Annotated in this window: 18 protein-coding genes and 1 other RNA gene; 15 read left to right on the plus strand and 4 right to left on the minus strand. The window is 65.2% G+C overall.

All coding sequences use genetic code 11. From position 1 onward, the window contains the following. Positions 1 to 18: 18 nt before the first annotated feature. From AC0L3S_RS10610 to AC0L3S_RS10620, 3 genes are all read left to right on the plus strand, one after another. Positions 19 to 1,605 carry a DHA2 family efflux MFS transporter permease subunit gene (locus tag AC0L3S_RS10610; protein ID WP_473279010.1) on the plus strand — a complete coding sequence of 529 codons (1,587 nt, stop codon included), beginning with the start codon at positions 19 to 21 and terminating at the stop codon, positions 1,603 to 1,605. Positions 1,606 to 1,930: 325 nt separating this feature from the next. Then, positions 1,931 to 3,730: an ABC transporter ATP-binding protein gene (locus AC0L3S_RS10615; RefSeq protein ID WP_473279011.1), complete on the plus strand. Its 1,800-nt coding sequence runs from the start codon at positions 1,931 to 1,933 to the stop codon at positions 3,728 to 3,730. A gap of 55 nt (positions 3,731 to 3,785) precedes the next feature. Continuing rightward, complete coding sequence (locus tag AC0L3S_RS10620) at positions 3,786 to 5,192, plus strand: MATE family efflux transporter (protein WP_473279012.1); 1,407 nt, start codon at positions 3,786 to 3,788, stop codon at positions 5,190 to 5,192. Positions 5,193 to 5,263: 71 nt separating this feature from the next. On the opposite strand, the gene AC0L3S_RS10625 is transcribed toward AC0L3S_RS10620, so the two are convergent. Then, a complete protein-coding gene (locus AC0L3S_RS10625) occupies positions 5,264 to 6,007 on the minus strand; it encodes a sulfite exporter TauE/SafE family protein (RefSeq protein WP_473279013.1) in 744 nt (247 codons plus the stop codon). Positions 6,008 to 6,237: 230 nt separating this feature from the next. On the opposite strand from AC0L3S_RS10625, the gene AC0L3S_RS10630 reads away from it, so the two are divergent. Further along, a complete protein-coding gene (locus AC0L3S_RS10630) occupies positions 6,238 to 6,504 on the plus strand; it encodes a hypothetical protein (protein WP_473279014.1) in 267 nt (88 codons plus the stop codon). A 7-nt stretch (positions 6,505 to 6,511) separates the two neighbouring features. Here the strand turns inward: AC0L3S_RS10630 and AC0L3S_RS10635 are convergent, their stop codons facing one another. Beyond that, positions 6,512 to 7,882: an aminotransferase-like domain-containing protein gene (locus tag AC0L3S_RS10635; RefSeq protein ID WP_473279015.1), complete on the minus strand. Its 1,371-nt coding sequence runs from the start codon at positions 7,880 to 7,882 to the stop codon at positions 6,512 to 6,514. Between the two features lie 49 nt (positions 7,883 to 7,931). Here AC0L3S_RS10635 and AC0L3S_RS10640 point away from each other — a divergent pair, with 49 nt between their 5' ends. After that, entirely contained in the window at positions 7,932 to 8,396 is a 465-nt protein-coding gene (locus tag AC0L3S_RS10640) for a DUF983 domain-containing protein (RefSeq protein ID WP_473279016.1), read from the plus strand. A 72-nt stretch (positions 8,397 to 8,468) separates the two neighbouring features. Next, positions 8,469 to 9,182, plus strand: coding sequence for an alpha/beta fold hydrolase (locus AC0L3S_RS10645; RefSeq protein WP_473279017.1), 714 nt, complete (start codon positions 8,469 to 8,471; stop codon positions 9,180 to 9,182). Between the two features lie 227 nt (positions 9,183 to 9,409). Here the strand turns inward: AC0L3S_RS10645 and rnpB are convergent. Continuing rightward, an RNA gene (gene rnpB, locus AC0L3S_RS10650) (RNase P RNA component class A) lies at positions 9,410 to 9,890 on the minus strand. Positions 9,891 to 10,038: 148 nt separating this feature from the next. Here rnpB and AC0L3S_RS10655 point away from each other — a divergent pair. Next, a complete protein-coding gene (locus AC0L3S_RS10655; RefSeq protein WP_473262934.1) occupies positions 10,039 to 10,392 on the plus strand; it encodes a YciI family protein in 354 nt (117 codons plus the stop codon). Positions 10,393 to 10,414: 22 nt separating this feature from the next. Further along, positions 10,415 to 11,647 carry an RNA polymerase sigma factor gene (locus AC0L3S_RS10660; protein ID WP_473279018.1) on the plus strand — a complete coding sequence of 411 codons (1,233 nt, stop codon included), beginning with the start codon at positions 10,415 to 10,417 and terminating at the stop codon, positions 11,645 to 11,647. A gap of 119 nt (positions 11,648 to 11,766) precedes the next feature. Here the strand turns inward: AC0L3S_RS10660 and AC0L3S_RS10665 are convergent, their stop codons facing one another. Continuing rightward, a complete protein-coding gene (locus AC0L3S_RS10665) occupies positions 11,767 to 12,549 on the minus strand; it encodes an N-acetylmuramoyl-L-alanine amidase (RefSeq protein ID WP_247358645.1) in 783 nt (260 codons plus the stop codon). A gap of 525 nt (positions 12,550 to 13,074) precedes the next feature. Here AC0L3S_RS10665 and rsmH point away from each other — a divergent pair. The 7 genes from rsmH to murD all read left to right on the plus strand — a co-directional run bounded on the left by rsmH (position 13,075) and on the right by murD (position 21,820). Continuing rightward, the gene (gene rsmH, locus AC0L3S_RS10670; RefSeq protein WP_473279019.1) at positions 13,075 to 14,064 is read left to right on the plus strand and encodes a 16S rRNA (cytosine(1402)-N(4))-methyltransferase RsmH; all 990 of its coding nucleotides are present in this window, start codon (positions 13,075 to 13,077) and stop codon (positions 14,062 to 14,064) included. Positions 14,065 to 14,067: 3 nt separating this feature from the next. Next, a complete protein-coding gene (gene ftsL, locus AC0L3S_RS10675) occupies positions 14,068 to 14,460 on the plus strand; it encodes a cell division protein FtsL (protein ID WP_027570696.1) in 393 nt (130 codons plus the stop codon). Further along, positions 14,457 to 16,211, plus strand: a complete 1,755-nt coding sequence (locus tag AC0L3S_RS10680; protein ID WP_473279020.1) for a peptidoglycan D,D-transpeptidase FtsI family protein — start codon at positions 14,457 to 14,459, stop codon at positions 16,209 to 16,211. Before ftsL ends, AC0L3S_RS10680 begins: the two co-directional genes overlap by 4 nt. Before the next feature lie 84 nt (positions 16,212 to 16,295). Further along, the gene (locus AC0L3S_RS10685; protein ID WP_473279021.1) at positions 16,296 to 17,768 is read left to right on the plus strand and encodes a UDP-N-acetylmuramoyl-L-alanyl-D-glutamate--2,6-diaminopimelate ligase; all 1,473 of its coding nucleotides are present in this window, start codon (positions 16,296 to 16,298) and stop codon (positions 17,766 to 17,768) included. Beyond that, on the plus strand, positions 17,765 to 19,144 hold the full coding sequence (locus AC0L3S_RS10690; protein WP_473279022.1) for a UDP-N-acetylmuramoyl-tripeptide--D-alanyl-D-alanine ligase: 1,380 nt from the start codon (positions 17,765 to 17,767) through the stop codon (positions 19,142 to 19,144). The genes AC0L3S_RS10685 and AC0L3S_RS10690 overlap by 4 nt, the downstream gene beginning before the upstream one ends. A gap of 164 nt (positions 19,145 to 19,308) precedes the next feature. Beyond that, entirely contained in the window at positions 19,309 to 20,412 is a 1,104-nt protein-coding gene (gene mraY / locus AC0L3S_RS10695; RefSeq protein ID WP_007600847.1) for a phospho-N-acetylmuramoyl-pentapeptide-transferase, read from the plus strand. A 7-nt stretch (positions 20,413 to 20,419) separates the two neighbouring features. Next, positions 20,420 to 21,820 (plus strand): UDP-N-acetylmuramoyl-L-alanine--D-glutamate ligase, encoded by a 1,401-nt coding sequence (murD, locus tag AC0L3S_RS10700; RefSeq protein WP_473279023.1) that lies wholly within the window; start codon positions 20,420 to 20,422, stop codon positions 21,818 to 21,820. The last annotated feature ends 6 nt before the right edge of the window (positions 21,821 to 21,826 follow it).

Raw genomic sequence — 21,826 nt, forward strand, 5'->3', positions numbered from 1 at the left:
GCGCCGCGAGGTCAGACCATGGCGAACGCCACGACCGCTTCACCTGCCATGATGGCGGATCCCGCTTCGGAGCGCATCGCGCCGAAGCGGTTGTTCGCTTTCATCATCATGGTGTTCGGGATGTTCATGTCGATCCTGGACATCCAGATCGTCTCGGCGTCCCTGAGTGAGATCCAGGCCGGCCTTTCAGCAAGCTCCAGTGAAGTCTCCTGGGTCCAGACCGCCTATCTGATCGCCGAAGTGATCGCGATCCCGCTGTCGGGATTCTTGTCGCGCGCCTTCGGCACGCGGCTGTTGTTCGCGATCTCGGCGGCCGGCTTTACCGTATCGAGCCTGCTCTGCGGCTTCGCCACCACCATCGAGGAGATGATCCTCTGGCGCGCGCTGCAGGGTTTTCTCGGCGCCGGTATGATCCCGACGGTGTTCGCCTCCGCCTACACCGTTTTCCCGCGCACCAAATTCCACATCGTCGGTCCCATCATCGGGCTCGTCGCGACGTTGGCCCCGACCATCGGGCCGACCGTCGGCGGCTACATCACCGACCTGATGTCCTGGAACTGGCTGTTCTTCATCAACATCGTGCCCGGCATCGGCATCACCATCGGCGTGCTGGCGCTGGTCGATTTCGACGAGCCGCATTTCGAATTGCTCGATCGTTTCGACTGGTGGGGGCTGCTGTTCATGGCCGGCTTCCTGGGCACGCTGGAATACGTGCTGGAGGAAGGCCCGCAATATGAATGGATGCAGGACCCTTCGGTCGCGATCTGCGCCTGGATCTGCGGCATCTCGGCGATCGCCTTCTTCTGGCGCGTCTTCACGGCGGCCGAGCCGATCGTCAATCTACGCACCTTTTCCAACCGCAATTTCGCGATCGGCTGCGTCCTTCAGTTCTGCATCGGCATCGGCCTCTACGGCCTGACCTACATCTATCCGCGCTACCTCGCCGAAGTGCGCGGCTATAGCGCACTGATGATCGGCGAGACCATGTTCGTCTCGGGCATCACCATGTTCCTGGTCGCGCCGGTGGTCGGGCGTCTCATGGCGAAGTACGACATGCGCTACATGATCGCGTTCGGGCTCGTCGTCTTCGCGCTCGGCTCCTACCAGATGACCTGGATCACGCGCGACTACGATTTCTACGAGCTGCTGATTCCGCAGATCCTGCGCGGCATCGGCATGATGTTCGCGATGGTGCCGACCAACAACATCGCGCTCGGCACGCTCGCGCCCGACCGGGTGAAGAACGCCTCGGGACTCTTCAACCTGATGCGCAATCTCGGCGGCGCGGTGGGGCTTGCCGTCATCAACACCGTGCTCAACGACCGCACGGACCTGCACATCACGCGCCTGCAGGAGCGCGTGACCTGGGGCAACGCGACCGCGACCGAAACCCTGACCATGTTCATGCAGAAGTTCCAGGGGCTTGGCGATTCCACCCTGATGGCGATGAAGCAGCTCAGCCAGATCGTGCATCGCCAGGCCGTGGTGATGGGCTTCGGCGATGCATTCTTCATCCTGACGCTGTTCTATCTCGGACTGACCCTGCTGGTCACGCTGTTGAAGAAGCCGGCCTCACCGTTCGGCGCCAGCGGTGACGCGCACTAATTTGCAACACTCGTGCGTGATCTCGCGCGAGCCCCGTTGCAAATCACCAATGACACATCTATAAAGCGCACCTCATTCAATCGAACCGGGAGGATTTGCATGATTTCGTCGCATTCGCAGATCGCACGCCCGCGCTCGATGATGTTCTGGCTCGGTATCTGCTCGGCCTCCTAGAGGCCTCTTCCGCCAGCTTCGATTGGGTTTCCAGTCCCGATCGCTCCGCTCCCCAAGTAAAGCCAATTTCAGGTGACGCCGTCTCGGCCCTCGCGGCTGGCCTGCGTCCATCAATGGAGCCGGCCCGCGCCATAAGCGGCCGGATGATGCCATGACCGCTCTGTCAAAAAGGCCCGCGGCGATACGCGTGGTGCTGCCCTTCGTGTTCCGGCACTGGCTGAAGCAGCCGGGGCGTACCCTCGTCGTGGCCGGCGGCTTGTTGGGCGCAACCATCGCCGACCTGTTCATGCCGGTCTTCTCCGGACATCTGGTCGACGCCCTGACGCGCGGCCCATCCGATCCCGCCGCGCGTCACGCGGCGCTGATGGCCCTGGGCGGTATCGTGGCGTTGGGCGCTGCCTCCATGGTGCTGCGGCTGACCGGCCTCCAGGCCATCGTGCCGTTCTCGCTGAAGATCATGTCCGAGGTCGCGCAGGAAGCCTTCATGCGCGTGCAACGCTTCTCGACCGACTGGCACGCCAACTCCTTCGCGGGATCCACGGTGCGCAAGGTCACCCGCGGCATGTGGGCGCTCGACCTGTTGAACGACACGATCTTGATGGCGCTGGCGCCGTCGCTGCTGGTGCTGATCGGGTCGATGATCCTGCTCGGCGTGCACTGGGCCTCACTCGGCGCGGTGATCGCGCTGGGCGCGCTGGCCTATGTCACGATGACGGTGCTGTTCTCGACGCGCTACATCGCGCCGGCCGCGCGCGTCTCCAATGCCTGGGACACCAAGGTCGGCGGCACGCTGGCGGATGCGCTGACCTGCAACGCGGTGGTGAAATCCTTCGGCGCGGAAGCGCGCGAGGATGCGCGGCTTGCCCGTGTCGTCAACCGTTGGCGCGTGCGCGTGCGGCGGACCTGGCTGCGCTACAACTACACCAATCTGGCGCAGCTCTCGGTGCTGCTGGCCCTGCGCGCCTCCGTGATCGGCGGCGCCGTGCTGCTGTGGATGTCGGGGCGGGCCTCGCCCGGCGACGTCACCTATGTGCTGACGAGCTACTACGTCATCCATGCCTATTTGCGCGACGTCGGAATGCACATCAACAACCTCCAGCGCTCGGTCAACGACATGGAGGAGCTGGTGGCGATCCACGACGAGCCGATCGGAATTGTGGATGCGCCGGACGCGCGGCCGATCGCGATCGAGCGCGGCGAGTTGGTGTTCGACGACGTCACGTTCCACTATGGCGGCGATCCCGTGCCGCTCTATGACGGACTGTCGGTCACGATCCGCGCCGGCGAACGCGTCGGTCTCGTCGGCCGCTCCGGCTCCGGCAAGACCACCTTCGTCAAGCTGGTGCAGCGGCTCTACGACGTGACCGGCGGCCGCGTTCTGATCGATGGGCAAGACATCGCCAAGGCCACGCAGCATTCGCTGCGCAGCCAGATCGCGATCGTGCAGCAGGACCCGATCCTGTTCCACCGCTCGCTCGCCGAGAACATCGCCTATGGCCGGCCCGGCGCCAGCCTGGAGGCGATCGAGCAGGCGGCACGGCTGGCCAACGCGCACGACTTCATCGTGCGGCTGCCCAAGGGCTACGGCACGCTGGTCGGCGAGCGCGGCGTCAAGCTCTCCGGCGGCGAGCGGCAGCGGGTGGCGCTGGCGCGCGCCTTCCTGGCCGATGCGCCGGTGCTGATCCTGGACGAAGCGACCTCGAGCCTCGATTCGGAATCCGAGGCGCTGATCCAGCAGGCGATGGAGCGGCTGATGCGAGGTCGTACCTCGATTGTGATCGCGCACCGGCTGTCGACGGTGCGCAGCCTCGATCGCATCCTGGTGTTCGACCACGGCGAGATCGTCGAGCAAGGCACGCATGCCAGGCTCGCGGCCAAGCCCGGCGGCATCTATCGCGGCCTGTTCGAGCGCCAGGTGGTGGAGCTCGGACAGATCGCAGCGGCGGAATGAGCGGCGCGGCCGACGGGACGAAAGTCCGCCGTCGCGCCGCCAGAGGATGGATGACATGAAGGACCTGACACGCGGCTCCATCGTGGGCCACATCCTGAGCATGGCGCCCCCGATCGTGGTTGGCATGATCACGATCATGATCTGCCAGCTCGTCGACCTGTATTTCGTGTCGGGACTGGGCGATGCGGCGATCGCGGGCGTCGCCGCGGCCGGCAATGCCGGCTTTCTCGTCAATGCACTGATGCAGGTGCTCGGCGTCGGCACGGTGGCGCTGATGGCGCACGCCGTGGGGCGCAAGGACCGGGGCGACGCCAACCTCGTCTTCAACCAATCGGTCGTCCTATCGGTGCTGTTCGGGCTCCTGACCCTGGTCGCAGGCTTCGCATTATCGCGCCCATATATGCGCGCGATCGCAGCCGATGAGGCCACGGTCGAAGCCGGCGCGATTTATCTGCTCTGGTTCATGCCGGCTTTGGCGCTGCAGTTTGCGTCGCAAGTCATGGCATCTGCGTTGCGGGCAACGGGCATCGTGCGACCGAGCATGGTGGTTCAAGCGCTTGCAGTGGCCATCAACATCGCGCTGGCGCCGGTCCTGATCTCGGGGTGGGGCACCGGGCACGCGCTCGGTGTTGCCGGAGCGGGCCTCGCAAGCTCGATTGCCGTCTTCATCGGTGTGCTCATGCTGCTGGTGTATTTCCTGAAACTGGAACGCTATGTCGCCCTTGATCCCGCGCAATGGCGGCCGCAGCTTCGACAGTGGAAGAGGATCCTCAATGTCGGCCTGCCTGCAGGCGGCGAGTTCGCGATGGTCTTCATCATCATGGCCGTGGGCTATTACGTGCTGAGCGTTTTCGGCTCGGCGGCACAGGCCGGATTTGGCATCGGGACGCGTCTCCTCGGTCTGATGCAGATGCCGGCGCTCGCTATCGCCCTTGCGGCAGGGCCGATCGCCGGCCAGAACTTCGGCGCCGGCAATGGAGCGCGCGTGAGGGAGACCTTTGTCAAGGCGGCGCTTGTCGCGACCGCCGTGATGATTGTTTTCCTGATCCCGGCGCAGCTCGTGCCTGGTCTGTTGCTTACCGGCTTCTCGAAGGATCAGGAGACGATGGCGGTTGCGTCGCTTTTTCTGCGTATCGTCTCGCTCAACATGGTGGCGCAGGGACTGATCTTCACTTGCTCAAGCCTGTTTCAGGGGCTCGGCAATACCAAGCCGGTATTGTTGACCTCGGCAACGCGGGTCCTCACCTATTCCCTGCCGTCGATCTGGATCTCGACGTGGCCGGGCTTTCGGATGGAGCATGTCTGGTATTTGTCGATCGCCACGACCACGCTGCAGGCTGCCCTGAGCGTGTGGCTGTTGCGCCGCGAGTTCGGAAAGCGCCTTGTGGTGCTCCGGGACGAGGAATCCCCGGAGCAGGCTGCGCCCGAGCCCGTGGCGTCTCCTGTACGCGCGCCCGCGTAGCGATCGCTTATCTGCGTGCTTGGGGTCGGGGTTGCCGGCGGCGTGGCGCTCACCGTGAAGAAAACACGGAGTTAGTGCGTGCCCAAACTGTTCCAGACGAGGCCGAGGCCCGACAGGAACAACAGACCGAGCACGACATCGCCGAAATGCTTGTCGCTCAGCGCGTGATAGACGCGCGCGCCGGCCCATGCGCCGATCAGCGTGCCCGGAAATGCGACCACCGCGAGCCACACCACCTTGAACGCGACGAGGCCCGAGGCGGTCTGCAACACCAAAGCGGTGGCGAGCACGGTGAAATTGAAGAGCTGGAAGATGCCGCGCCGCTCGTGCTTGTTCCAGCCGCGGATGTTGGCCCACAGGATCGGCAGCGGCCCCGACAATCCGGCAAGGCCACCAAGAATGCCGCCGGCGAAGCCGATCGCGCCGTCGGCAATGCGGCCGCCGAAGGTGATGGCGAGCGGCTTCTTGTTGAGGTACAGCGCGGTCGAGAAGATCAGCAGCAGCACGCCGACGCTCAGCTTGAACACTTTTGGATCGGCAGAGGCGACCAGCATGGTGCCCAGCGGCACGCCGATCAGTCCTCCAATCAGGAACGGCCAGACCAGCGAGAGATCAAAACTCTTCCACATCGACGGCAGCGTCGAGCTCTGCGCGATCACCGAGCAGATCAGCACCAGCGGCACCGCGAGCGAGGGCGGCAGCACGTAGAGCCAGATGCCGAGTGCCATCAGCGCCGTGCCGAAGCCGGCAAGGCCAGAGACGAAGCCCCCGGCGAGTGCGCCGAGCAGCAGCAGCGCGTAGGTGAGCATTTCCAACAGATTGTCCCTGTCGCCTGGGCGATCCCGAACTGTTGATCGCCATCGCTCGCATAGCACAGCTGCGGCCGTGCAGGTCAATTTCAAAACCGCACGCAAGCGTGATCCCCAATGGCGGGCGTTCGCGAAAGACAGGCCTACATGATGCTCGTACTTCAAACTGGGGTCCGCTCGACGCCATCATGCGGTTCGATCGGCCAGTCTCCCGACTGAACATATGGAGAAGGACGATGACCCGCAGGAAGATTGCCGTGGCAGCCGCGCTGGTCTCGGCGGCGGCCTTGATGCCGACAATGGCGCAGGCTCAGTTTTCCGAGCCCGCGGCCTATCAGGCCGCCCATCCGGACCGCGACGTTCTGAATGGCGGCCAGCTCACGCCCGCCGCGCGCGGGGCCCGCGGCCAGCAGGGAACGCCTGCTGATGCCTATGCATCGCAAGCTTATCCATCGGCTGTCGCGCCAGTCGTGCGCTCGCGGCATCGCCGTCAGCATCGATAGCTATTTGCTAGACGATCTGCCGGGTGTCGGCGGGCCTGTGCAGCGCGCTCACGAGGATGCGCAGCGCTTCCGTCAATTCCGCCCTGTTGCGCGCCGCGCCAAGCGAGACGCGTGCTGCATGTGGCGGTGGTCCGTCCACGGTGAAGGCCTCGCCGGCGACGAGTGCGAGTCCGTTCCGCAGGAGATGCGCCGCTAGGTCGGGTCGGCCCTCCGGCAGCCGCAGCCATAGATGATGAGCTGCGGGCTTGGCCTGGAACTCAAAGCCTTTGAGCGCCCGTTGCGCAAGCTGCTGCCGGCCGATCGCCTCGCTCCTGATGGCGGTGATGATGCGGTCGGCGATGCCGGTCTCAATCCAATGCGTCACCAGCGCGACCATCAGCGGCGCCGGCATCTGCACGGTCGCCTGCAAAGAGCTGCGCATCTCCCGCTGCGAGCTGCTGTCGGGCGTCACCAGATAGGCAACCCGCAGCGCGGGCGCGATGCATTTTGACAGCGTGGTCGCGAGATATGTCCGTTCCTGAATGAGATTGGCGATCGGCGATGCCGAGCGATCGAGCAGCCCGTAGGCGTCGTCCTCGATCAGAATCGTATTGGCATCGTTGATGATCTTCGCGATGGCGCTGCGGCGCTCGGGGGCAAGCGTCGCGGTGGTCGGATTGTGCAGCGTCGGAATGAGATAGACGGCTTTCGGCTTATGCGTGCGGCAAGCCTTTGCCAGCGCGCCGGGCAGGATGCCGCCGTCGTCCATGGCGACGCCGACGAGCTTGACGCCGAGGCGCGCGGCGGCGGCCTTGATTCCGGGAAAGGTGAGGGCCTCCGTGAGGATCACGTCGCCGGGGCGTGCGAGATGGGCGAGCAGGTTGAACAGGATCGTCTGCGCGCCGGGAAAGATCACGAGCCTGTCGGCGTGCGCATGCGGCACGCGTGCGCGCATCCAGCGCGCCGCGACCTCGCGCTCGTGTGCGCTGCCGCCGGGCGGCTGGTAGTTGAGATGCGCCGTCAGGCCCGATTGCGCGCGGATGGCTTCCATCCCGGCGATGATGCGCTCGTCGAGCTGCGCTTCGAGTGGCTGCGGCGGCACGTTCATCGAGAGGTCGATCGCGACGGGATGCGGCAGATCGACCGCGCGGCGCGCGCTGGTCTCCGACACGAACGAGCCCTGGCCGACCCGGGCTTCCATGATGCCGCGGCGCCGCGCCTCGGTGTAGGCGCGCGTCACCGTGGTGAGGTCGATGCCGAGCGCCTTTGCCAGCGCCCGCTGCGTCGGCAATTGTTGGCCGCGGACCAGCCGGCCGGCGGCGATATCGGCCTCCATGGCCTCGACGATGCGCTGATAGCGCGGCCCGCTCAGCTCCGAGATTGTAGGGGTCCAATCCATGCAATTAGCGCCCATATCCTTTGAATGTATGGATGCGAGATATTATTGTATGGATCGTAGAAAAGGAAGAGGTGGGGTCATGGCGACCGGTTCAGTCTCTCTGGCAAAAGCGATGTGGCGCGGATTTCGCGGGAAGTGCCCGAACTGCGGCGAAGGGCATGCGTTCGGCCGTTTCCTGAAGGTGGCGGATACCTGCGACCATTGCGGCGAGGAGCTGTTCCACCAGCGCGCCGACGATTTTCCGGCCTATCTCGTGATGGTCGTCGTCGGTCATCTCGTGGTGCCGGCAATCCTTGCCGTCGAAACCGCCTATGCGCCGGCCGTCTGGCTGCAACTGGCGGTGTGGCTGCCGGTGACCTTGTTCGCTTCGCTCGCGCTGCTGCAGCCGACCAAGGGTGCCATCGTCGGGCTGCAATGGCAGATCGGCATGCACGGTTTTGAGCCGGGCAAGCTGCGGCGCGAAGCTGGTCGGCCTGCACCCGCCCTCGTGAAGGTGAACGCGCGCGCGGCTTAAGGAGCCATAGCGTTTACATCGCGCGGTCGCCCGCTACACTCCATCGTACAAACAAGAACGACGGAAACGCCGATGGCCGCACGCTCAAAAACCTTCCTGCTTTGTCACGGCGCGTGGTCCGGCGGGTGGGCCTGGAAGAAGATGCATCCGCTGATGGCGCAGGCCGGCCACCGCCTGATTGCGCCGACCTATACCGGGCTCGGCGAGCGCGCGCATCTGGCCAGTCCCGCGATCGATCTCGACACGCACATCCAGGACATTTTCAACGTCATCAGGTTCGAGGATCTCGAGGACATCGTGCTCCTCGGCCACAGCTATGGCGGCATGGTCGCCACCGGCGTCGCCGATCGCGCGCGCGAGCGGGTGACGCAATTGATCTATCTCGACGCCTTCGTGCCGCGTGACGGCCAGTCGCTGTTCGATCTCAATGAGGGCGGGCGCGAGCCGATGCGCAAGGCTGCAAGCTCAGGCGACGGCTACCGCATCCCGCCGAACCCGCCGCCGCCGGATACGCCGCAGGCCGATCTCGACTGGCTCAACGCGCGCCGGATCAACATGCCGATCAAATGTTTCGAGACGAAGCTGAAGCTCGAACATGGCGAGCCGGCGATGCCGCGCAGCTACATCTATTGCACGCGCATTCCGCCGGGCGACGTGTTCGGGCAGTTCGCCAGGCGCACCAAAAGCGAAGATGGCTGGCGCACTTTCGAGCTCGATGCGAGCCATGCGCCGAACGTGACGGCGCCGGAGGCGTTGATGGGTGTGTTGGAGGAGATCGTCGGATAACTCACAGTGGTCATTCCGGGCCGTGCGCAGCACGAGCCCGGAATCCATTTCTCCAGAAACTTTGTGGCTTGATGGATTCCGGGTTCTCGCTTCGCGAGCCCCGGAATGACGAGAGCCCAAATGGTGAGGGGCTCGATGCGGTCAGCATCGAACCCCTCGTCACTTCTTGGTAAGACGCGTTTTCTTCACGCGAACCGGAAAGCCCACTTCGCTCGAAAACGCTTTAGGATATCAGCCGGCCTGTAAGCCGGGTTCTGTAAGGCACCGTCCGCTTGCGCGAACGATACGTGACGGCCATTCCTCTGGGACCATGTTTGCACATGGCCTCGAGCAACCTACCCGGACGGCGGGCCTGACATCGCCCCGCGGCGTTATCGCTTTCGCGAACAGCCCGCTACGCCGTCCCTATTCGGTTTTGCTCCCGGTGGGGTTTACCATGCCGGCTCCGTTGCCGGAGCCGCGGTGCGCTCTTACCGCACCTTTTCACCCTTACCCGTCTACGCAGCTGACGCTGCTACGACGTGGCAAGCCTTGCGGGCCTGCCTCGCCGAAGCCCCGAAGGGGCGAAGGCGGGCGGTTCGTTCTCTGTGGCACTTTCCCTGGGGTCGCCCCCGCCGGACGTTATCCGGCACCGTATGTCAAGGGAGCCCGGACTTTCCTCCCCGGCGGCCTTTCGGCACTTGCCGGAGCGGCCGTCCGGCCGACTGACGGCTTACGCATGAAGCATTTGTGTCGGTTCCGCAAGCTGATAACGCCATGCACGGTTCGCACGAAATAATTTATCCTGAAGATGTCGTTGGAAGCGTGGCCCGTTCGACTGGTTGTCGGTGATCCCAAGTGCAACAGGAGTTAAGCGATGCAGTATTTGCTGATGATCTACCAGAACGAAGCCGAGTACGCGAATATGCGTCCGGCTGCCGGCCAACAGATGACGGCGGAATATCAGACCTTCACGCAAGACATCATCCAGAGCGGCAATTTCAAGGCCGGCGACCGTTTGCAGCCGACCACGACCGCGACGACGGTTCGCGTGCGCGATGGCAAGACCCTGACGACCGACGGCCCGTTCGCCGAAACGCGCGAGCAGCTCGGCGGCTATTACCTCGTGGAGGCCAAGGATCTCGACACTGCGATCGAGATCGCGGCGCGGATTCCGTCGGCGCGCATCGGCTCGATCGAGGTGCGGCCGATCTGGGTCTACGACAAGTGATGGCGCAGCCGCACACCGTCACATGACACTGTCCGAGATCGACAAGATCTTCCGCGACGAGGCGGGGCGGGCGCTGGCCACGCTGATCCGCCTCGTCGGCGATTTCGATCTCGCCGAGGACGCGCTCCAGGACGCGTTTGCGGTGGCACTGGCGCGTTGGCCGGCGTGCGAGGTCCCCGACAATCCGCGTGCCTGGCTGGTCAATGTCGCCAGGCACAAGGCGATCGACCGTATCAGGCGCCAGGCCGTCTTCCGCGGCAAGGAGCAGGCGCTCGTGCACGAGCTCGAGCTGAACGCGCAAGCGCCCAACGAGCCGCCGGCCATGCTCGACGACGACATGCTGCGGCTGATCTTCACCTGCTGCCATCCTGCATTTGCGCCCGAAGTCCAGGTCGCGCTGACGTTGCGCACCGTCTGCGGGCTCTCCACGGCGCAAGTCGCGCGCGCCTTCCTGGTCAGCGAGGAGGCGATGGCGCAGCGTCTGGTCCGCGCCAAGCAGAAGATCAGGCTCGCCGGCATTCCCTATGAGGTTCCCGAGCGCGACACACTGGTGCCGCGGCTCGATGGTGTGCTTGCCGTGATCTATCTGGTCTTCACCGAAGGCTATGTGGCGACGTCGGGTGCGGATTTGATGCGGCCCGATCTTGTGGCCGAGGCGATCCGGCTTGGCCGCTTGCTCGACCGGCTGGTACCCGATCGCGCGGGGATCAAGGGCCTGCTGGCGCTGATGCTGCTGCACGATGCGCGCCGCGCAGGGCGCCAGACCGCCGCCGGCGACATCGTGCTGCTGGAAGAGCAGGATCGTTCGCGGTGGGAGCATGCGCAGATCGAGGAGGGGCTGCGTCTGGTGGACGACGCACTGCGCGTGCCCGGCCGGCCGCAGCCCTACGCCGTACAAGCCGCGATCGCTGCGCTGCATGCGCGTGCGCCGAGCTATGAGCAGACAGACTGGCCGCAGATTGCCGGGCTCTATGAAGTGCTGCTGCGGATCAATCCGTCACCGGTGATCGAACTCAACCACGCGGCGGCGGTGTCGATGATCGATGGTCCCGCGCGCGCACTCGATCTCGTGGATGCGATTACGGCGCGCGGCGGGCTTCATGGTTACGAGCTGCTGCCAGCGGTGCGGGCGGATTTGTTGCGGCGGCTCGGCCGGAACGAGGAGGCGCGCGAGGCCTATCGCTCGGCGACGGAGGCGACGCAGTTGGAGCCGCTGCGCCGGCTGTACGCGCGAAGGATGAGGGAGATGGAGTAGCTAGTTCCTCATACTCCGTCATTGCGAGGAGCACTTGCGACGAAGCAATCCAGACTGCTTCCGCGGAGGCAGTCTGGATTGCTTCGCTTCGCTCGCAATGACGGGGGTGGCAGTCGCCGTCACTTCGTCGCGACGGTCGTTGCCTCCTGAGGGAGACTCCCCAACAGCGCCTGCAAGGTCGACAGCGTCGAGTGATCCGCGACTCCATCCAGTCGCGCCGGGCGGAAATGGCGTTGGAACGCGGTGACGACTTCCATGGTCGCGGCGTCGTATTTTCCGGTGAGGGGAACGCCGTAGCCGTATCTGGCGAGCGCCTGCTGCAGGCTCAGCACTTCGTCGCTGATGGTGCCGAGCATCAGGCTCTCGCCGCGCACCACCGGCGCCGGCGTGACCCAGTGGCCGACACCGGAATTGGCCAGCGAATGCCACGGAAATTTTTCGCCGGGATCTTTCTTGCGCGCGGGCGCCACGTCGGAATGGCCGAGCACCCGGTGCGCGGGCACCTTGCGGCGGAGCATGATGCCGCGGCACAGCGCGATCACGGCGGCGATCTGGCGCAGCGGAAACTCCGGATAGCCCCAGTCGTGGCCGCGATTGACGATCTCGATGCCGATCGAGCAGGAGTTGATATCGTCCTCGCCGGCCCAGGCGGACACGCCGGCATGCCAGGCACGCCTGGCCTCCGGCACGCATTGCACGATGCGGCCGTCTTCCAGCACGACATAATGTGCCGACACCTCGGTGCCCGCGGAGCAGAGCCGCGCCAGCGCACCTTCGACGTCGGGCATGCCGGTGTAGTGCAGCACGATCATGTCGGGCTGCCGGCCCTTGTTGCGGTCGCCGTGGTTCGGTGAGGGGATGATGTCGGAGACGATCGAGGAGTCCGGCTCGAACGTCCGCATGCTCGCGGCGGCCTTGGGAACCGGGAGAACACGTTGACGCTTCGAATCAGATCCAGACGGCGTGGACGAACCGGACGACATAGACAGCTCGAGATAGAGAGAGTGTGTGGGCCAAGCCCTTCTCTTTACTATTCCTTTACCCTCGACCGTGCGCAATCGCGCGACGCGGTTAACGGATGCATTTTGGCGCATGTGTGTGGATGAAGCATCACCGCCGCGTCAGCTTTTCGACTTGTCGCGAGCCGATCAACGCTTTCTTAACGCTAAGGGCCGTTACTGAGAGATGAAGAGCCGACCCGCGTCCGGAGGCGGCCAAAGCGTATTTTGGCTCGAAATCCCATGGCTGCCCGACAAGTTCCAAGGGGAATACTGGGTTGGTGGCCCGGGGCGACCGGGCTCGGTAACCATGCTGGACGGGGATTGGGTCGTGGAACCGCCGCGACGCGGAATCATTCGAGGCGTTATGAGCTTGTTCGTCCCCGATCTCATTTGGGAGTCCGGCGGGGCGATCGGCAGGCTTGGCGCATGAGCTCGGCTCCGCATATCCCCGTTCTTGGCCGTGAGGCCATCGACCACCTCGCCCCACGCGAGGGCGGCGTCTATATCGACGCGACCTTTGGTGCCGGTGGCTACAGCCGTGCGATTCTCGACGTGCCGGGAACCCGGGTGATTGCCATTGATCGCGACCGTACTGCGATCGAGGGTGGCGCCGAGCTGGTCGCCCGCTCCGCGGGCAGGCTGACCCTCGTTGAAGATCGTTTCTCCAACCTCGCCGAAATCTGCGCGGCTCAAGGCGTCGATGGCGTCGACGGCGTCGTGATGGACGTCGGCGTGTCCTCGATGCAGCTCGACCAGGCCGGCCGCGGCTTCTCGTTCCGCCTCGATGGTCCGCTCGACATGCGGATGGGGCAGGCAGGCCCGACTGCGGCCGATGTCGTGGCGCGCGCGTCGGAAGGCGATCTCGCCGACATCATCTATCTCCTCGGCGAAGAGCGGCAGTCGCGCCGCATCGCCCGCGCCGTCGTCGCGGACCGTCAGGAGACGCCGTTCACGACCACGCGCGCGCTCGCCGATCTCGTCGGCAGGGTGGTTCGTTCCAAGCCCGGCGATATTCATCCGGCGACGCGGACGTTCCAGGCCCTGCGCATCTTCGTCAACGAAGAGCTCGAGGAACTCCAGAACGCACTCATCGCTGCCGAGCGTGTGCTCAAGCCCGGTGGTCGCCTCGTGGTCGTCTCGTTCCATTCGCTGGAAGACCGCATCGTCAAGAATTTCCTCGCCGAGCGCAGCAAGACGGGTGGCGGCTCGCGCCATCTGCCGGAAATGTCGCAGGCGGTGCCGAGCTTCCAGCTCCTGACGCGGCGGCCGGTGATCGCAGGCGAGGACGAAGTCGGCCATAACCCGCGCGCGCGCTCTGCAAAACTGCGCGCCGCCGAGCGCACCTCGGCGCCTGCACATGACGATCGCGAGCAATCGAACTGGCCAAAACTCTCCGACGTCATGAGAGGTGGCTAGCGCATGCGCTTCATCCACCTCCTCGTCATCGGCGCGCTGATCTTCGCGGCGGCCCATGTCTACCGGATCAAGATGGACTCCACGGCGCGGACCGAAAAGGTGCTGCGGCTGCATGCGGAGATCCGCGAGCAGCGCGATGCGATCGCGGCGCTGCGCTCCGAATGGGCCAAGCTCGATGCGCCCCTGCGCCTGCAAGGTCTGTCCGACCGGCATCTGCAGCTCAAGCCGGTCAACGGCACGCAATATGATTCACTGAAGAATTTGCCCGAGCGTCCGCCGCGGATGTTCAGGCCGGGCGAGCCGGATCCGATCGGGGCCATGCTCAACACCATCGAAGCCGCGAGCGATCCCGATAATGTGACGGGCTCCGTGCCTCAGCCCGAGGACAAGCCATGAGTGCTGTGACCCCGGCCAAACCGGCAGAAAAGCCGACCGAGCCTTGGCGGCAACGGCTGATCCGCAGCCTGCTTTATGGGCGCAACGTCGATCGCGCGGCCAAGGCGCGGGCGCGCGTCGGCTTGGCGATGCTGGCCTTCGGCGCGGTCTACGCCTTGATCGGCGGCCGGCTCGTGATGTTCGCGATCGGCGCCGACGCCCACGGTGCGCGCCGCGCCGCGGCGCAGGAGGTGGTCGCGACCGCGCGGCCCGACATCGTCGATCGCAACGGCGCGATCCTCGCGACCGACGTCAAGGCGTCGAGCCTGTTCGGCGAGCCGCGCCGCATCATCGACAAGGACGAGGCAATCGAACTTCTGACCGCCACCGTGCCCGACCTCGACGAGGCCGAGGTGCGCGAGCGCCTGAAGACCCGCAAGGGCTTCGTCTGGCTCAAGCGCGAGATTACGGCGAAGCAGCAGCAGGACATCCACAAGCTCGGCATTCCCGGCATCGGCTTCCTGCGCGAGAACAAGCGCGTCTATCCGACCGGCAACGAGGTCGCCCACCTCATCGGTCTCGTCAACATCGACAACCAGGGCATCGCCGGCATGGAGAAGTGGCTCGACAATCAGGGGCTCGCCGATCTCCACCGCGCGGGCTTTGCCACCGACCGGCTGCAAAAGCCGATCGAGCTCTCGGTCGATCTGCGCGTCGAGCACGCCCTGCGTGACGAGCTCTTGAAGGCCAAGGAGAAATACCACGCCAAGGCCGCCTCCGGGATCGTCTCCAACGTCAAGACCGGCGAGATCGTGGCGATGGTCTCGCTTCCGGACTTCGATCCCAACAATCCGAAGGAAGCGCACGACCCCGACCGCATCAATCGCCTGACCACCGGCGTCTACGAGATGGGCTCGACCTTCAAGGCGTTCACGCTGGCGATGGCACTGGATTCCGGCAAGATCAATTTGAACTCGATGTGGGATGCACGGGGAAACCTGCACTACGGCAAGTTCACCATTCACGACAGCCACGCGCTTGGACGCTTCATCAACACCAAAGAAGTGTTCACCTATTCGTCCAACATCGGCGCGGCGCGGATCGCGCTCAGCCAGGGCGTCGAGGCGCACAAGGCATTCCTCGCCAAGATGGGCCAGTTGACGCGGCTGCGCACTGAACTGCCGGAAAGCGCGGCTCCGCTGATACCGCGCCGCTGGGGCGAACTGAACACGGTGACCATCGCGTTCGGCCAAGGCATGTCGGTGGCGCCGCTGCAGGCTGTGATGGGCATCAACGCGCTGGTGAACGGCGGCTATTTGATTCCGCCGACCTTCATGAAGCGCACCGAATCCGAAGCGGCGGCGATGGCCAAGCGCGTCATCAAGACGGAGACCAGCGACAAGATGCGGTTCCTGATGCGGCTCAATGCCGAAATCGGCACCGCCAAGACCGCCGACGTCAAGGGTTACTATGTCGGCGGCAAGACCGGCACGTCCGAGAAAGTCATCAACGGCCGCTATGCCAAGAAGCGGGTGCTCAACTCCTTCACCGCGATCATGCCCTGCGACGATCCGAAATATCAGATCCTGATCATGCTGGACGAGCCCCAGGCGATTCCCGAGACGAAGGGTTTCATCACCTCGGGTTGGAACGCGGTGCCGACCGGCGGCAAGGTGATCGAGCGGATCGCGCCGCTTCTGGGTGTCGAGCCGCGGTTTGACCTGCCGCCGTCCGAGCGCCTTATTCTTGCAGCATCCAGGACAACCCAGTAATCAACCGGGTGGGCCGTTGCCGCTGCTGAGTCGGGATTTCCCGGCAGATTCGGTGTTCCGGTCCGGCATGTCGACTGGAAGACCATGAAGCTGCGCGACCTCCTCGATCAGGACGTTCAGGGCAACGACGCCGCAATCGAGCCCGCCGTCGCGGCGCTCGACGTAACCGGCGTTGCCCTCGACAGCCGCGCGGTCAAGCCGGGTCATCTCTTTTTCGCACTTGCGGGCAGCAAGACCGACGGTGCGCGCTTCATCGATGCGGCGATTGCCGCCGGCGCGGTGGCGGTTCTCGGCGACCATGCGCCTGATGGCTGCAAGGTGCCGTTCATCACAGTCGCCAATCCGCGCCGCGCGCTGGCGCTGGCCGCGGCAAAATTCTACCCCGCGCAGCCTGCGACCATCGCGGCGGTGACCGGCACCAGCGGCAAGACCTCGGTGGCGGCATTCACCCGGCAGATCTGGGAGCGGCTCGGGCACGCCTCCGCTAGCATCGGAACCATCGGCCTGGTCTCGCCCAAGCGCACCGTCTACGGCTCCCTGACGACGCCCGATCCGATCGCACTGCATCGGCAGCTCGACGAGATCGCGCGTGAGGGCGTCACGCATCTCGCCTTCGAGGCCTCTTCTCACGGGCTCGACCAATATCGCCTCGACGGCGTGCGCGTGTCCGCCGGCGGCTTCACCAATCTCTCGCGCGACCACATGGATTACCATCCGACCGTCGCGCATTATCTCGCGGCCAAGCTCAGGCTGTTCCGCGAACTTGTTCCGCCGGGAGGCGCGGCCGTGATCTCGGCCGATCATGATTGCTCGGCGGAGGCAATCGACGCGGCAAAGTCGCGCGGCTTGCGCGTGATGGCGGTCGGTCGCAACGGCGACGGGGCCGGCGAAGGCATTCGTCTCGCCGGTGCGGAGGTCGAAGGGTTTTCGCAAGTGCTCGCGCTCGAACATCGCGGCAAGCGGCATACGATCCGGCTGCCGCTGGTCGGCGAATTCCAGATCGAGAATGCGCTGGTGTCGGCCGGTCTCGCCATCGGCACCGGCAGCGACGCCGCAAACGTGTTCGCGAGCCTCGAAGGTCTCGAAGGCGCCAAGGGGCGGCTCGAGCGCGTCGGCGAGCGCAACGGTGCGCCGATCTTCGTCGACTACGCGCACAAGCCCGATGCGCTGGCGAAGGCGCTGCAGGCGCTCCGTCCCTACGCGAAGCGCAGGTTGGTCGTCGTGTTCGGTGCCGGCGGCGACCGCGATGCCGGCAAGCGTCCGATCATGGGCGAGATCGCGGCCGGCAACGCCGATGGAATCATCATCACCGACGACAATCCGCGCAGCGAGAAGCCGGAGGCCATTCGCGCCGAAATCCTCGCCGCCGCCAAGGGCGCCCGCGAAATCGGCGACCGGGCCGCGGCGATCCGCACAGCGATCGAGGAATTGCAAGATGGCGATGCGCTGCTCATCGCCGGCAAGGGCCACGAGACCGGGCAGATCGTCGGCGGAGAGGTGTTGCCCTTCAGTGATCACGAGGCGGTCGCCGCCGCATTAGCGTCGAGGATTGCATGAGCGCGCCCATATGGACGGTGGCCGAAGTGGCGCGCGCGCTGGGCGCCGCCGGATCGTTCCCGGACACGCCGATCGATCTCGTCACCCAGGACAGCCGGCTGGTGAAGCCGGGCAGCCTGTTCGTCGCGCTGAGCGGCACGCCGAGCGGCGGCTTCATCTCGGCCTTCGCCAGCGCGCGCGACGGCTGGGAGTTCGCGGACAAGGCGGAAGCCTCAGGCGCGGTCGCGATGATCGTGCCGCACGAGATCGCGGGCATCCGCGTTCCCCAGATCGTCGTCAAGGACACGCTGATGGACGGCCTCTGGGGCCTTGCGCGCGCGGCACGTGCGCGCTTCAACGGACCGGTGATCGGGCTCACCGGCAGCGCGGGAAAGACCAGCACCAAGGAATTCCTCGCGGCCTACCCCAATGCCTATGCCAGCCCGTCGAGCTTCAACAATTTCTGGGGCGTGCCGCTGACGCTGTGCAATGCGCGGCCCGATGCCAGTCTCTGGGTCGTCGAGATGGGCATGAACCAGGCCGGCGAGATCGCGCGGCTCAGCGAACTGACGCGGCCGACGGTCGCGCTGGTCGTCAACGTCCAGCCGGTGCATCTGGAGAAGCTTGGCTCGCTCGAAGCCATCCGCCGCGAGAAAGTGTCGATTGCACTCGGCCTGCCTTCGGAAGGCGTGCTGGTGCTGCCCGCCGGGATCAAGGCGCCGGACTGGAAGGGCAAGATCATACGCTTCGGCGACAAAGCCGAGGTGCACGAGGTCGCGCACGCGCCGCATGGCGACAGCTGGCAGGTCGTGGCCGCGCTTGGCAAGAAGGAGATCGCGTTCAGCCTGACGCCGGGCGCGCCGCACCGCGTCCAGAATGCGCTCGCCGCGCTCGCATCGATCCGTGCGGCGAACCTCGATGCGGCAACGCTTGCGATCAAGCTCGACCGCGTCGGCATCATGACCGGCCGCGGCGTCGAGCAGGCGGTCGGCGGCGTCACCGTGATCGACGACAGCTTCAACGGCAATCCGGCCAGCGTGGCCGCCGCGCTGCAAAGCCTGCAGGCGCGCAACACGACCGGCGGCCGCCGCATTGCGGTACTCGGCGACATGCTGGAGCTGGGTGATGGCGCGCCGGCCTATCACACCGAACTCGCCAGGCATCTCGACGGCATCGACGGCGTCTATTGCGTCGGGCCCCTGATGCGTCACCTGTTCGAGGTGCTTCCAACCGGCAAGGGTCTCGGCTGGCACGACGACCCCGTGACGCTGAAGCCGGGCGAGGTCGCAAATCTGCTGAGGGCAGGCGATGTCGTGGTTGTCAAGGGCAGCAAGAAGATGTTCTGGGTCAACAAGTTTGTGCCGGGCCTAGTGGCCGCCTTGCAGGCAAGGGCGTAAACTGCTTGGAAGGCGCTGTTCCCGAATCCCACCCTTTCCGGCGCGAAGCCGTTCGTTTTCTTTAGAGGTCGCCCGACCCCAGGATGAAGACCAGCGAATGCGCGTGAGGCAGGTTGACAAGGCCAAGATCAAGGCGCGTGCAAAGGCGCCATAGGACCGTCTGAATGTTTTACTGGCTGATCGAGCTCTCCAACACATTTCCGGGCTTCGGTGCCGTTCGCACCTTCCTGAACGTCTTCCGTTACATCACCTTCCGCACCGGCGGCGCCGTCGTCACCGGCGCGCTGTTCGTGTTCCTGTTCGGGCCCTGGATCATCGACCATCTGCGCATCCGACAAGGCAAGGGCCAGCCGATCCGGGCCGATGGTCCGCAATCGCATCTCGCCAAGAAAGGCACGCCCACCATGGGCGGGCTGATGATCCTGTCCGGCCTCACGGTCGGCACGGTGCTGTGGGCCAATCCGCTCAATCCTTACGTCTGGATCGTGCTGGCGGTGACGCTCGGCTTCGGCTTCGTCGGCTTCTACGACGATTATCTCAAGGTGACCAAGCAGACCACGACCGGCTTCGGCAGCAAGCTCCGCCTGCTGATCGAGGCGGCCATCGCGCTGGTTGCCTGCTACGCGCTGGTGCGGCTGAACCGCGATCCCGCGTCGACGGCGCTCACGATTCCTTTCCTGAAGGACACCGTGCTGCATTTCGGCTGGTTCTTCGTCGTGTTCGGCGCCTTCGTCATCGTCGGCGCCGGCAACGCGGTGAACCTCACCGATGGTCTCGACGGCCTCGCCATCGTGCCCGTGATGATCGCGACCGCGAGCTTTGCGATGATCGCCTATCTCGCCGGCAACGCGGTGTTCGCCGATTATCTCCAGATCAAATATGTCGCCGGCACCGGCGAGCTGGCCGTGCTCTGCGGCGCCCTGCTGGGCGCGGGCCTCGGCTTCCTCTGGTTCAACGCGCCGCCGGCCTCGATCTTCATGGGCGACACCGGCTCGCTCGCGCTCGGCGGCATGCTGGGTGCGATCGCGGTCGCGGTGAAGCACGAGATCGTGCTCGCGGTGATCGGCGGTCTGTTCGTGCTGGAGGCGGTCTCCGTCATCGTGCAGGTGGTGTCGTTCAAGATGACGGGAAAACGCATCTTCCGGATGGCGCCGATCCATCACCATTTCGAGCAGCTCGGCTGGACCGAGCCGCAGATCGTGATCCGGTTCTGGATCATCTCGGTGATGCTGGCGCTCGCCGGCCTGTCCACGCTGAAGCTGCGGTGAGCACTCGATGATCCCCGTCACGTCCTTTGCCGGCAAGACGGTCGCGGTGTTCGGCCTCGGCGGCTCGGGGCTCACGTCTTGCCACGCGCTGAAGGCCGGCGGCGCCGAGGTGATCGCCGCCGACGACAGCGCCGAGAACGTCGCCAAGGCCGCGCAAGCGGGCTTCATCACGGCTGACTTGCGCAACGTCTCCTGGGCGAATTTCGCCGCGCTGGTGCTCGCGCCCGGCGTTCCCCTGACCCACCCGGTGCCGCATTGGAGCGTGCTGAAGGCGCGCGAGGCCGCTATCGAGGTGATCGGCGACATCGAGCTGTTCTGCCGCGAACGGCGTCGGCACGCGCCGGATGCGCCGTTTGTCGCCATCACCGGCACCAATGGCAAATCGACCACGACGGCGTTGATCGCGCACCTGACCAAGGTCGCCGGCTACGACACCCAGATGGGCGGAAATATCGGCACCGCGATCCTGTCGCTGGAGCCGCCGGGCATGGGCCGCGTCCACGTCATCGAGATGTCGTCCTACCAGATCGACCTCACGCCCTCGCTCGATCCCTCCGTCGGCATTCTGCTCAATGTCAGCGAGGACCACATCGATCGTCACGGCACCATCGCGCACTACGCCGCGGTGAAGGAACGCCTCGTTGCCGGTGTGCAGGCCGGCGGTACCGCGATCGTCGGTGTCGACGACGGTTTTTGTCGCGACATCGCCGACCGGCTCGACCGTGCCGGCAAAAATGTGGTGCGCATCTCGGTCAGGAATCCGCTGGCCAGCGGCATCCATGTCGAGCATGGCAATATCGTGCGCAATTCGGGCGGCGCGCGCAGTGAAATCGCGGCGCTCGGCGGCATCGGTTCTCTGCGCGGTCTGCACAATGCACAGAACGCGGCGTGCGCCGCCGCCGCCGCGCTCGCGATGGGCATTGGCCTCGATGTCTTGCAGAACGGCCTGCGCAGCTTTCCAGGCCTTGCGCATCGCATGGAGCAGGTCGGCCGCCGCGGCAATGTGCTGTTCGTCAACGACTCCAAAGGCACCAATGCGGACGCCACCGCGCACGCACTGTCGTCCTTTTCGGACATCTTCTGGATTGCGGGCGGCAAGCCGAAGGCCGGCGGCATCACCGGCCTCACCGGCTACTTCCCGCGCATCCGAAAAGCCTATCTGATCGGCGAGGCCGCGCAGGAATTTTCCGGCACGCTCGGCACGCAGGTGCCGCACGAGATCAGCCAGACCCTCGACGTCGCGGTGGAGCAAGCCGCACGTGATGCGGAGGCGTCAGGCATCACTGATGCGGTCGTCCTGCTGTCACCCGCCTGCGCCTCCTTCGACCAGTACCGCAATTTCGAAATCCGCGGCACCAGGTTCCGCGAGCTGGTGCAGGCGCTGCCGGGCGTGAAGCCGGTGGTGTGAGGCAAT

Source organism: Bradyrhizobium sp. Ken01 (assembly GCF_055807355.1).